The sequence below is a fragment of the Tissierella sp. genome, from assembly GCF_032104385.1.
GTDB lineage: Bacteria > Bacillota > Clostridia > Tissierellales > Tissierellaceae > Tissierella.
Map to the genome: position 1 here is coordinate 314,627 of NZ_DAMCHJ010000001.1, position 12,428 is coordinate 327,054.

Annotated in this window: 12 protein-coding genes; all 12 read right to left on the reverse strand. The window is 30.9% G+C overall.

Going from position 1 to position 12,428, the window contains the following annotated elements; all coding sequences use genetic code 11:
• Nucleotides 1-355 precede the first annotated feature (355 nt).
• A complete protein-coding gene (locus RT714_RS01470; protein WP_313755837.1) occupies nucleotides 356-967 on the reverse strand; it encodes a V-type ATP synthase subunit D in 612 nt (203 codons plus the stop codon).
• Nucleotides 968-2,353 (reverse strand): V-type ATP synthase subunit B, encoded by a 1,386-nt coding sequence (locus tag RT714_RS01475; protein WP_313755838.1) that lies wholly within the window; start codon nucleotides 2,351-2,353, stop codon nucleotides 968-970.
• Between the two features lie 11 nt (nucleotides 2,354-2,364).
• Nucleotides 2,365-4,137 carry a V-type ATP synthase subunit A gene (locus tag RT714_RS01480; RefSeq protein WP_313755839.1) on the reverse strand — a complete coding sequence of 591 codons (1,773 nt, stop codon included), beginning with the start codon at nucleotides 4,135-4,137 and terminating at the stop codon, nucleotides 2,365-2,367.
• Entirely contained in the window at nucleotides 4,130-4,759 is a 630-nt protein-coding gene (locus RT714_RS01485) for a V-type ATP synthase subunit E (protein ID WP_313755840.1), read from the reverse strand. Before RT714_RS01485 ends, RT714_RS01480 begins: the two co-directional genes overlap by 8 nt.
• An 11-nt stretch (nucleotides 4,760-4,770) precedes the next feature.
• Nucleotides 4,771-5,076 carry a V-type ATP synthase subunit F gene (locus RT714_RS01490; protein WP_072975124.1) on the reverse strand — a complete coding sequence of 102 codons (306 nt, stop codon included), beginning with the start codon at nucleotides 5,074-5,076 and terminating at the stop codon, nucleotides 4,771-4,773.
• Between the two features lies 1 nt (nucleotide 5,077).
• Nucleotides 5,078-5,500, reverse strand: a complete 423-nt coding sequence (locus tag RT714_RS01495; protein WP_312667371.1) for an ATP synthase subunit C — start codon at nucleotides 5,498-5,500, stop codon at nucleotides 5,078-5,080.
• A gap of 15 nt (nucleotides 5,501-5,515) precedes the next feature.
• Complete coding sequence (locus tag RT714_RS01500) at nucleotides 5,516-7,453, reverse strand: V-type ATPase 116kDa subunit family protein (protein ID WP_313755841.1); 1,938 nt, start codon at nucleotides 7,451-7,453, stop codon at nucleotides 5,516-5,518.
• Complete coding sequence (locus RT714_RS01505) at nucleotides 7,453-8,508, reverse strand: V-type ATPase subunit (RefSeq protein WP_313755842.1); 1,056 nt, start codon at nucleotides 8,506-8,508, stop codon at nucleotides 7,453-7,455. Before RT714_RS01505 ends, RT714_RS01500 begins: the two co-directional genes overlap by 1 nt.
• Before the next feature lie 10 nt (nucleotides 8,509-8,518).
• Entirely contained in the window at nucleotides 8,519-8,836 is a 318-nt protein-coding gene (locus RT714_RS01510; RefSeq protein ID WP_313755843.1) for a hypothetical protein, read from the reverse strand.
• 245 nt (nucleotides 8,837-9,081) lie between these two features.
• On the reverse strand, nucleotides 9,082-9,651 hold the full coding sequence (locus RT714_RS01515; protein ID WP_313755844.1) for an indolepyruvate oxidoreductase subunit beta: 570 nt from the start codon (nucleotides 9,649-9,651) through the stop codon (nucleotides 9,082-9,084).
• Complete coding sequence (gene iorA / locus RT714_RS01520) at nucleotides 9,652-11,427, reverse strand: indolepyruvate ferredoxin oxidoreductase subunit alpha (protein WP_313755845.1); 1,776 nt, start codon at nucleotides 11,425-11,427, stop codon at nucleotides 9,652-9,654.
• Between the two features lie 87 nt (nucleotides 11,428-11,514).
• Complete coding sequence (locus RT714_RS01525; protein WP_313755846.1) at nucleotides 11,515-12,423, reverse strand: nucleoside hydrolase; 909 nt, start codon at nucleotides 12,421-12,423, stop codon at nucleotides 11,515-11,517.
• Nucleotides 12,424-12,428 lie beyond the last annotated feature (5 nt).

Below are 12,428 nucleotides of genomic sequence, written 5' to 3' on the forward strand. Positions count from 1 at the left end.
CCATTTTCTTAATCCCCCTGATTAAAACCTTTTTACCTCTATCCCTCATCTCTAGTTTTAATATTAATACTTAATTCAACTACCATCAAAAAAACTTCTACGACAAAAAGCAATTAATTTTATCTACTAATTCCATTGCTGTTAATACATAACATATTATTACTAAAGTCAAGCTAATAAACCATATATCCTTTTTATAATGCCTGTCTCATACCATTTCCCTTATACTAATTATAACAAGTATAACTTAAAATAGTTTAAATTTGGACTAAGTGGTCATTTTTTGGATTAAACGGATACTTATAAAACAAAATACCAGAAGAACTTTCCATCCTTCTGGTATCTTTATTTTGTCTTATTTCCCCTTAACTTTTTTAAGTCTAAAGAAATCTTCTCTTTCCTTTTCTTCTAATACTTCCTCAATATACTTAATAGTTGAAGTGTATTTAGGGATTTGAATTTTTTCTAGGGCATTAGCCCTTTTTTGTGTCTTTTTTATTTCCATTGCTAGTTTATATACTGAATTTTCTAACTCTGCTAATTCATAGATAAGTTTTTTTATATCATTAAACTGTAATACAGCCTTATCAAAGGCTGGATTTGTTCTAAAAAATCCATATTCTGTGGTAAATGTAGTATCTTCCCCTTTTATAACTGGAACTTCTACACCCATGACTGATTTAAATAATATATGAAAATCCTTTTCCTTCTCAATAGATATGGCTATTTCCTCCACTGCTTCAGTACCCACAGTTATATTAGCTAGTTTTAAAGCTTCATAAGCTTCTTTAAATTCTATATCTATTCTTTCCTGTAAATCCCTAGCTTTATCTATTAAAGACATCATTTCTCTTATGAGAACTGTTCTCTTTCTATCTAATAATTCATATCCTTTCTTTGCAAACTGAAGGGAATTTTTAGATTTTATTAAATTTGCCTTTGTAGGTGTCAATTTATATACTGCCATCTAATCACCTAATTTCATATACTTTTCCATTAAGTCTGGTTTCAATCTATCTAATTCTTCCTGTGATAATAAAGAAAGAATTTTCCAAGATAAATCTAATGTATTGTCTATATCTCTATTTTCATTATAACTTTGAGTAACAAAATTTGCCTCAAAGGCGTCTCCAAATTTCATATATCTTTTATCTCTATCGGACAAATCATCTTCCCCAACTATTTGTGCCAATGCCCTTATATCTTGAACCTTTGAATATGCAGAAAATAATTGGTTAGATATATCTGGATGATCTTCCCTTGTATATCCTTCTCCTATACCATCTTTCATAAGCCTTGACAAGGAAGGAAGTACATTTATAGGTGGATAAATGTTCTTTTGATGTAATTCCCTTGATAATACAATCTGCCCCTCTGTTATATAACCAGTTAAATCTGGTATAGGATGAGTTATATCATCATTGGGCATTGTTAAAATAGGTATTAATGTTACAGAACCTTCCCTGTCCTTTAACATACCAGCTCTTTCATAAAGGGATGCTAAGTCTGAGTAAAGGTATCCTGGATAACCCCTTCTACTAGGTACTTCTTCTCTTAAAGAAGAGACCTCCCTCAATGCTTCACCATAGCTAGTTATATCTGTCATTATAACTAAAACGTGCTGATTTTCTTCAAAGGCAAGATACTCAGCTGCTGTTAGTGCTGCTCTTGGGGCTATTATTCTTTCCATTATTGGATCGTCTGCATAATTAATATACATGACTACTTTATTTTGAACTCCTGCCTTCTTAAAAGCTTCTTTAAAGAAAAATGCTTCATCATGTTTTACACCTATGGCTGCAAATACTATGGAAAAATTATTTCTTTCTTCTCCCTTTACTTTAATCTTTGCTTGTCTGACTATTTGAGCAGCCAATTCATTATGAGGAAGCCCTGAACCTGAAAATATAGGTAACTTTTGCCCCCTAATTAATGTAATAAGTCCATCTATAGAAGATATTCCTGTTTGAATATAGTCCCTTGGATATTCTCTAGATACTGGATTTATAGGTCTACCATTTACATTATAAAAATTATCTGAGTATATATCTCCACCCTTATCTATAGGCATACCTATACCATTGAACGTTCTTCCTAATATATCCCTAGATAAAGGGATTTCAAATGGTCTTCCTTCAAAGCTTACCTTAGTATTCTCTACAGAATGTCCCAAGGTAGAACCAAAGACCTGTACTACTACTTTATCTCCATCTATTTTAATAACTCTTCCTAGTTTCTTTTCACCGAGATTATTTTCTACTTGAACTATTTCTCCGTATCCAACTGCATGAACCTTTGATAGCTCAATCAATGCCCCTTCTACTTTATCTAATACTAAATATTCTTTTTTCATAGCTTCACCTACTATTTAGAATAATCTAATTCTAATTTATTGTAAAAATCATTTATCATATTGTTTAACTCCTCTATTTTACTAATATTATCATTAGGTATAGAGTATTTCATCTTTATAATCTCACCATAGACTTCTCCATTTCTAACTTGAGAAATAGGGATACCCTTTTTTATAGCTTGTAGACCTCTTTCATATAATAAGTCTATAGTCTTTAACATCTCTAATTGTTTCTTCAATGGTACATAGGTATCTTCCTTATGAAAAGCGTTTTGTTGCAAGAACCCTATTTTAATTACCCTTGCAATCTCTAAGATTAATCTTTGGTCATCTGGTAGAACATCTTCTCCAACTAGAAGAACTATTTCAAGAAGTCTGCTTTCCTCGAATAAAAGCTTTAACATCTTTCCACGAAGACTTTCTACTTCTTCATTTAATTCCATTTCATAGAAGTTTCTCAACATTTCAGTATATCCACTATAACTATTTAGCCAATTAATAGCTGGATAATGTCTTGAATAAGCTAATTCCCTATCTAATCCCAAGAATACATTGACAAACCTCTTAGTATTTTCTGTAACTGGTTCAGAAAAGTCTCCCCCTGCTGGAGAAACTGCTCCTATAATAGTTACAGAACCTTCACTTCCAGATAAAGCCTTTACATATCCTGCCCTTTCATAGAACTGAGCAAGTCTTGAAGGAAGATATGCTGGATATCCTTCTTCTGCAGGCATTTCTTCTAATCTTCCCGATATCTCCCTTAAAGCCTCTGCCCAACGGGAAGTAGAGTCTGCCATTATAGCTACATGATAACCCATATCTCTAAAATACTCTGCCATGGTAATTCCTGTATATATACTAGCCTCCCTTGCGGCTACTGGCATATTAGATGTATTAGCTATAAGAACAGTTCTTTCCATTATAGGTTTGCCAGTTTTCGGGTCTATAAGCTCTGGGAAATCCTCTAGTACTTCTGTCATTTCATTTCCTCTTTCACCACAGCCAATATAGACAATAATATCTGCATCTGACCATTTTGCTAGTTGGTGTTGAGTCATAGTCTTTCCTGTACCAAAGCCACCAGGGATTGCAGCTGTTCCACCCTTCGCTATAGGAAAAAATATATCTAATACCCTTTGTCCTGTGACTAAAAGTTTATCTATGGGTAATCTCTCCTTAACAGGTCTTGGAATTCTAACGGGCCACTCTTGATACATTTTAAGGAATTGTTTATTTCCAAAACTATCTTCTAATTCAACTAATTCTTCTTCAATATTATATTCTCCATCTTTAACTACCTTAACAACCTTACCTTCCAATCCCATAGGAACTAGAAGTCTATGAGTAATTAAAGAAGTTTCCTGTACAGTTCCAAATGTTTGACCTTCTTTTAAATAATCTCCAACCTTTACATTTAATTTTACTTCCCATAGTTTTTTCTCATCTATAGATATAAGACCTATCCCCTCAGGTATAAAGCTGCCAAAATCATCTCTTATTTTCTTTAGTGGTCTTTGGATTCCATCAAACATATTACCAAGCATACCTGGTCCTAATTTTAAAGAAAGCGGTTTACCTGTTGATACTATAAGCTCTCCTCTCTTTAATCCCTCTGTTTCCTCATATACTTGTACTGTACCATAATCACCATCTATGGATATAATTTCACCGATTAACTTCTTATGTCCTACTAATACCATTTCCCTCATCTTAAATCCAGTCATATTTTCACCAAGTATTACTGGACCATTTATCATAGCTATTTTCCCCATTAAATTATCCATTTAAACCACCTGTCTTTTCTAGAGATGAATATAATCTCTTACCTATTAGGTATTTATTTTCTTCAATAATAGTTTTAAAGCTATTATCTAAATTATAGGATCTATCCTTATCTGATAATGTGAATCCTCCTATTATATCTGGTGAAATAAGGTTTAAGGATATATCTTTATTATTCTCCTTGCCTATATCAAGAATAAAATCTTCAAATCTTTCCTTATCCATCTCTGTAATACTTATAATAATTTCTTTTTCAGATACTTCTCTTATTATTTGTACAATTTTATTAAGAAGATAACCTTCATAATCACTGGATAAAACAAATTTTCTTGCTCTATCTTCTAAAGAAGAGATTAAATCTCTTAAAACTTCTTCTCTTTTTTCAAGAATTTTCCCTCTACTTTCCCCCACAGCCTTTGAAACCATCTCATTTTTTTGGATTTCTGCTAAAATTCTCTTTCTTTCAATTATTTCTTTTTTCTTCTTTTCTAACTCTATTTTTTTCTCCTCTAGTATAGAGTTATTCTTAAACTCTAGCTCTTCTAATAGTTTCTTACATTTTGTCTCTTCTTCTTTAAATACTACTTTATAAAATATATCTAACTTATCCTCGAGAGTAATCATCCAATCACCACCTAAATTTTTATACCTATAGATTCCTTTATATGTCTCATTATAAAGTTCTTATCCCTTAGACCAGTTCTATCTGGAATAGTAGCTATGATTTGAGAGTTTCCAGTTCTTTTAAGATCTAATACCTTTTCTTTCATTTCTTCAAATATCTTCTCCGTTATAATGATAATACCAACATTTGGATCATGAACAGCCTTAGAAAAATAAAACTCAACATCTTCTTTTGTTTCTGCCAAAGCTCCCTCTATTCCAGCTAATCTTAGACCTATGATTGTATCCTTGTTATCACTAATTAGAAAGGATTTCATATTATAACCTTCCAAGGATTAAAATAGATACTATTAGACCATAGATGGCGATACCTTCTGCAAGACCTACAAAAATTAAAGTCTTACCTAATATACTAGGGTCCTCAGAAACAGCTCCAAGAGCTGAAGAACCCACTACAGCAACTGCATATCCAGCACCTACTGTTGCTAAACCTGTTGATAATGCTGCTGCAATAAAGCCAAATCCTGATACTGATGATGTGCTAGCTGTTTCAGCGTTGATTATTCCTGGTACTAAAGTTATTATAGTTGCAACAAGTATTGGTAAAAACACATATAAATTTGTCCTTAAAACCTTTTTAAGAGTTTTTCTATTACCTTCTACATTCTTATAAATCATAAAAATTCCAGTTCCAATGGTCATTAAAACCATTAAAGTTGTTGATATTAATATAAATTCCATTTTCATTCCTCCTAATTATTTAATATTCACAGGTTTAAATTCTTTACCTTCACCCTTATAATATCTACTAAATAGTTCATAGTATTGAAGTCTTAGACCTTGAATAAATACTATCAGTCCTTCCATACCTATGATAACAATATTACCTATAATGAGTACTATAATATTTCCAGCAGGGGTTCCTATCATATGTCCTATGGTTTCAAAGGCTATAAATAAGCCAACATGGGTTAAAGCAAAGGCTCCCACCCTAATAAAAGAAACTGTACCACTTAACATACTAAGTAAAGTTTCTATAATAGAAAATACAGATTCTATATAGTATCCCGTAATATCTTCACCATGTAACGGACGTTTCCCCTTTATTAAATGAGTCAACGGCTGTTTAAATATCATAACTGCCATACATAATATAATGATTACTGCACCCAGTTCCATGGAAAGTATAGGTTTTTTCAAAAGATTTCCACCTATTAAAATAAGTAAACATAAATAGAATAAAAAACCTGCTAAACCTTCTTTTCCAAATAATCCATCTTCCATATCTTTTCTTTTAATACTATTAATCATCCCATAGATATAAGATATAAGTATAAGTGCTATACCTACGAATATGGCTGATACTAAAATCGTATTAATATTTTCAAAGGGTTTGATAAGTAATGCTGGTATAATAGTTTCTATTCCAAATACTGCCCCATATAAAATACCAAATATCATAGAGCTAGCTCCTAACCTGCTTAACAATCCACCGAACATCTTATTTTTGCGACTTAATACCATACCTCCTAGTAATAATATGGCTCCTTGTCCCAAATCTCCAAACATGGCTCCAAATAAAAACATATATGAAAGAGATAAAAATGGAGTAGGATCCAACTCATTATATGATGGCATTCCATACATCTTAACTAAAGACTCAAAGGGTTTAAATATCCAAATATTCCTAAGTTTCGTAGGGGGTGTTAAATCAGTTTCATCTTTAAATATTACCAATATATCCTTATATTCCTTCAACATTTCTCCTATTATTTCCTTATCCTTCTTAGACACCCAACCTGAAAGGTAGAAAAATTTATTGGATCTAGCCAATTCTTCCTTGATATCTTCAATCTTTTCCTTTGTTCTCAATTGATTTACTAAAGATATTATAGTATCTTTGTGAACTTCTCTTAAATTCCATAATGTTTTTTCTAAAGAATCTATATCTTTTTTCAGTCTCTCTTTTTTATCTCTTAAATACTCTATCATCTCAATAGGTGTTCCCTTATACTCATCTTGTACTTGAATTTCCTTGAAATTAAGGGATTTTAAAATTCTATTCATTTCTTCTCTTATATTGGAAGGATATAAAACTAAATATACTTCTCCTTCCTTGCCTGTTCCAGTATGAAGAATAACAGCCAAAATATTGTCATAGTTCTTCTTAAGTTTTATTCTATCCTCTTTAGATAAAATTCCAAATCTAAAATCGAAGTATGAAAGTTCCCGTAAGCTCTCTATAGGAGTATTTATATCCCTAATTTCAGAAAAATTCTTATAGAAATTTTCTATTTTTTCTAGTTCTTCTTTAGTTGATTTTAAAATTTCACTGGGTTCTTTTACTTCTTTATATATATTGTCTATAATTTGAGAGATTTCATCTATATCCATATTGTCTTTAAGATTAAGGTTCAAATAATTAGATTCTATATTTAAGACTTCTTCTAATTCTTCTCCTTTTTTTAAAAGCTCTTCATAGCCTTTGTCCCTGGAAAAGGATGTAATATAGTTTAAATCTATAACTTTTTCCAAGTTTTCATCCTTTACATTAAAAACAAAACTATTATCTTCTATTTGTGATAATGCAGATACTAAATTTACCTTGCCAGATAAAATTATATCCTTTAATACATTATCTACATCTGATATATTTCCAATGATATTCATCATAGTCATCTTCTCAACAGCCATTATTTATCACTTCCTTCTACTTTCCTTACTAAATAATCCTTTGTTTCATGTAAGGTCAATTGGTATTTCTTAGCTTCCAATATAGAGATAATATCCCTTATTTCATACTCTAAAAGATGGATATATGCTATAGATAAGTCTATGTCCAATTTCCCTTTTTTAAAAACATTTAAGAATTTATAATATAGATATCTCTGAATTCTTCTCTCCATATATAAATCAACATCTTTTTCAGTATCAAATAAAAAATCATAATCAGTATCTAACACTATTTTTCTTAATTTCTCTTCATTGGAATAACACATTTCTTTTAATTTCTTATAGTTAAATTCATATCCATGGGGTAGTGTAAAGTTTATCAACTCTTCTGGAAGTAATTTATAAAACTTAATACCTCTATAAATCCATTCAATATTTAATAAGTCCTCGTTTATTCCTAGGAGATTTTCAAATATAACTTTATCTTCCTTTTTTAAGTTTTGAGATTGAAATTTTAATTGATTAAAATATAACCTATCTAAATTCATTTCCATATAAAATATAATTTTGGTCTGTCCTTCATCTTTATATGGGTTAAGAGCATTATAATAAATTGTGCCTTTTAAATTTTCAATAAAATCTTCTAAATTAGAGGAATTCTTTATCTTCCTAATGTCAAAACTATAGTATTTTTCTTTTAGTACCCTTAGATTTTCTATTTTAGAGAGTTCTTCTTTTCTCTCAAATGCTCTTAAATATAATTTCAAATCTTCTATCTCGTGCCTTAACATTAAAGTCCTGAAGAATTTTTTATATTCGTCTGTAAAGTATTTCATTATCTTTTCAAATTCAGATATTAAATGATGTTTTAATTCTATCTCTACTTTTTGTATATCATTCAAATCCCCTATACTGTGTAATTCTTCTTTATAAATGGTATTCTCCTTAAGATAATTTATTTGTTCCTCTGTATTTTCTTTTTCCATTAGACTTATATAATCTTTCCTATCTAGTAGATTTCCCCTTAGGACTCTTATCTTTGTATTTATAGCTGAAAATATTCTTACATTGCCCATAGCCTTACCTCTATTCTTTTCCTTTAATTAGGGAATTCCATAGGATATTGATTAGTTTATCTTTATTATTTTTATATTCCTTATCTATAGCTTTTAACATCTCCATATCCTGAGATTGTAAACTTCTTATTTCCGTTTCACCGTCTTCCATTATTTCTTTATAAATCCTTTCTCCCTCTAATCTACCTTCTTCCGCATATTCTCTTTCAATTTTTTGAAGAGTTTCTCTTAATACTTTTTCTTTATCCCTTATAATCTCCTCAGTTTTATGCTTCATCCTAACTGTTTCTTTATCAATATTTATTATCTTATTGACAATCTCATCCATGGCTCATCACTCCTTGACTAAACTATTATACTCCTCTAATATCTTATGTAAACTTAAATATTCTTCTTTATGATTAATAAGAATGAAGATAATGTATATATTAGTTACCAATAATAAATCTATCTTTGTTTTTCTTTTATTTTCAAATGATTCCTTTATCTATCTTGTTTTTTTATATTTATTACAAAAATTTAATAACTTTTAAATAAAAATAGTGGACACATTTTTATATGTGTCCACTATTTTTATAAGCTTATTCCTCGTTCAAATGCTTTAATATTTACTTCATGTACTCTTTCTGGAAGGAACTTTTTGATTTTACTCTTCCAATCTATATTTTCTAATCCTAATGCCTTAACTATAAGTCCTAGCATCACTATATTTTGTGATCTTGGCTCACCAAGTTCTTCTGCTATTTCCCTTGCATTTATGGATATTATATTATCTACTTTGGATATTAGCTCTTCCATTATTCCTTCAGGATATTTTTCAAGCCCTGCTAATACTGGCAAAGGCCACATTTCCTCTTCATTAACTATCAATCTTCCATCTTTCTTTAATTGAGGTATATATCTTGCTGCTTCTAATTTTTCAAAGGATACCAAAACATCTGCTTCTCCTAGGTTTATAGTTGGTGAATATACCTTATCTCCAAATCTGATTTGAGTAGTAACACTACCTCCCCTTTGAGACATACCATGGATTTCTGACATTTTTACATCATAGCCTTCTTCCAATAGTCCTTCTGATAATATTTTAGATACTAAAATCGTACCCTGTCCTCCAACACCTACTAAAAGTAAAGATTTTGTCAATTAAATCACCTCTTCCCCAAAAGATTCTATAGCATTAAATGGACATACTTGCAGACATACGGTACAGCCATTACACATTGCAGTATCTATGCTAACTACATTGTCCTTCATAGATATGGCTGGGCAGCCTATTCTCAAGCAGGTCTTACATTTTCTGCATTTTTCTTGATTTACTTGACTATATAAATTTGCTCTTCTCTTTTGTACATCTTTAATAAGTGCACAAGGTTGCTTTGTAATAATTACAAATGGTTCAGTAGCTTCCAAGGCATCCTTTATGGCATTTGTATTTTCCTCCATATTATATGGATCTATAACTCTTATATTGCTTTCTTTTACCCCTATGGCTTTTACTAATCCTTCTATGTCAATCTGTGGTGCTTCAATACCAGATATATTCTTGCCTGTACCTGGGTTTTCCTGATGTCCTGTCATAGCTGTAATTCTATTATCAAGTATTACAACTACCATATTACTCTTATTATATACTGCATTAACTAATCCTGTCATACCAGAATGGAAGAATGTTGAATCCCCTACGAATCCAAATACTTTCTTTTCTCTTTCTGCCATTTGATTAACCTTATCAAAACCAATACCTGCAGTAATTCCAGCACCCATACAGATTACCGTATCTCCTACGCCTAATGGAGGTGCAGAACCTAGTGTATAACATCCTATATCAGAGGTAACTATTACTTTGTTTTTATGCTTAGACAACGCATAAAATATTCCTCTATGTGGACATCCTGCACATAATGCAGGTGGTCTTGAAGGTACTTCTAGTTCTAATTTATGTCCCTCTTCCATTTTTTCACCTAAAATTGCTTGTCTTATAATCTGTGGATTTATTTCTCCACATACAGAAAATATTTCTTTACCAATACACTCTATTCCCATAGCTTTAATGAATTGCTCCATATAAGGCTCATTTTCTTCTATTACATATAGTTTGTCCACACCATCTGCAAACTCTTTAAATAATTTGTCTGGTAATGGCCAACTAAATCCTACCTTTAGATAAGAAACTGTATCTCCAAATACTTCTTTTGCATGAAGATAAGATGCACCAGATGTTATAATACCTATTTTCTTATCATTCCATTCAATTCTATTTAATGGGCTATTGTTTGAGTATTCCCTAAGTTTTGGAATTCTATCTGTTTCCATTTCTATATGCTTAGCCTTAGAATTTGCTGGTACCATTATGTATTTCCTAGGGTTCTTTTCATACTCTCTTATACCTACGTCAATTCTTTCTCCTAATTCTACTACACCCTTACTATGACAGACTCTAGTAGTCACCTTAAATAATACTGGAGTATCATAGGTTTCGGATATTTCAAAAGCGTGTTTTACAAAATCTTTACATTCTTGACTATCTGATGGCTCTACCATAGCTACTTTTGCATGAGGTGCAAAGAGTCTGTTATCCTGCTCATTTTGAGAACTATGCATACCTGGTTCATCAGCTGTAACTACTATAAGTCCTCCATTTACACCTTCATATGCAATGGTGAATAATGGATCCGCTGCTACATTTAAGCCTACATGTTTCATTGCAACTAATGATCTGGCTCCTGCAATAGATGCACCTGAACCAACCTCTAAAGCAACTTTTTCATTTGTAGACCATTCTGAATATATTTCATCATAACTAGAAATATTTTCAAGAATTTCAGTGCTTGGTGTACCTGGATATGCTGCTGCTACTAAACATCCTGCTTCATAAGCTCCTCTTGCGATAGCTTCATTACCTGTTAAAAGTTTCTTCATGGAATCCCTCCTATCAAATATAGTACAACTACATTATATCAAATATACTTTTAATTGTACTAAGTTTTTTAATTTCAGGTAAATATTTTAACAATTCAATCTTTTAATCCAATTTTTAAACATATTAATATCTATATCAGTTACTATATCTATATTCTTTTCATCATCAGAAATATTCCTATATTCTAATAACAGCATACCTAAATTTTGGTTATTATTTAATTCTATAGATACACCAAATTTTGTCTTATTAACCAATTCTGGCAAAGCCATAGCTGCAAGGGCTACTACATCATGAATTTCAATGACTTTCTCAGCACAAAGACATTCTCTATTATGTATTGAAAGAAGAAGTTCTTCTATTAATCTGCTATGAATATTATTAGTTCTTTTAAAATAATCTATATCTTCAATAGTTAAAAAAGCCTTTCTAGTTATATCTAGTCCTACCATGGTTATAGGTATTCCTGATTTAAAGACTATATCTGCTGCATGAGGATCTACATAAATATTAAATTCAGCTGATGGTGTAATATTTCCTCTTCCCATTGTTCCACCCATGAAAGTTATAGACTTAATTAGTGGTATTATATCAGGATGTTTTATTATTGTTTTTGCAATATTAGTCATAGGCGCTAAAGCAAGAATTTCTAGATTACCATAATATTTTTTAGCTTCTTTATATATAAAGTCAGATACATCTATTTTACAAAATTCCCTATTAGATTTTTGTAATACTAATTCTCCTATACCAGTTTTTTTATTGGATAGGCTTCTCTCTCTAATTAAAGGATGTTCTGAGCCAATTACAACGGGTAATTCCCAATCTATTGTATATAGTAAATTTAATGCATTTTTACTAGTATTTTCTAAACTAGCATTTCCAGCTACAGTTGTTACGCCTACCACTTCTATATCCTCTATTTTATTAGCTAATATCAATGCCATTGCATCATCTAATCCTGGATCACAATCTATAATAATTGGTCTGATCATAAGTA

What these genes read in the sequence shown, in the direction of transcription:
- RT714_RS01470 (WP_313755837.1), bottom strand. Translation starts at nt 967, where the DNA reads ATGGCAGTATATAAATTGACACCTACAAAGGCAAATTTAATAAAATCT.
- RT714_RS01475 (WP_313755838.1), bottom strand. Translation starts at nt 2,353, where the DNA reads ATGAAAAAAGAATATTTAGTATTAGATAAAGTAGAAGGGGCATTGATT.
- RT714_RS01480 (WP_313755839.1), bottom strand. Translation starts at nt 4,137, where the DNA reads ATGGATAATTTAATGGGGAAAATAGCTATGATAAATGGTCCAGTAATA.
- RT714_RS01485 (WP_313755840.1), bottom strand. Translation starts at nt 4,759, where the DNA reads ATGATTACTCTCGAGGATAAGTTAGATATATTTTATAAAGTAGTATTT.
- RT714_RS01490 (WP_072975124.1), bottom strand. Translation starts at nt 5,076, where the DNA reads ATGAAATCCTTTCTAATTAGTGATAACAAGGATACAATCATAGGTCTA.
- RT714_RS01495 (WP_312667371.1), bottom strand. Translation starts at nt 5,500, where the DNA reads ATGGAATTTATATTAATATCAACAACTTTAATGGTTTTAATGACCATT.
- RT714_RS01500 (WP_313755841.1), bottom strand. Translation starts at nt 7,453, where the DNA reads ATGGCTGTTGAGAAGATGACTATGATGAATATCATTGGAAATATATCA.
- RT714_RS01505 (WP_313755842.1), bottom strand. Translation starts at nt 8,508, where the DNA reads ATGGGCAATGTAAGAATATTTTCAGCTATAAATACAAAGATAAGAGTC.
- RT714_RS01510 (WP_313755843.1), bottom strand. Translation starts at nt 8,836, where the DNA reads ATGGATGAGATTGTCAATAAGATAATAAATATTGATAAAGAAACAGTT.
- iorA (WP_313755845.1), bottom strand. Translation starts at nt 11,427, where the DNA reads ATGAAGAAACTTTTAACAGGTAATGAAGCTATCGCAAGAGGAGCTTAT.
- RT714_RS01525 (WP_313755846.1), bottom strand. Translation starts at nt 12,423, where the DNA reads ATGATCAGACCAATTATTATAGATTGTGATCCAGGATTAGATGATGCA.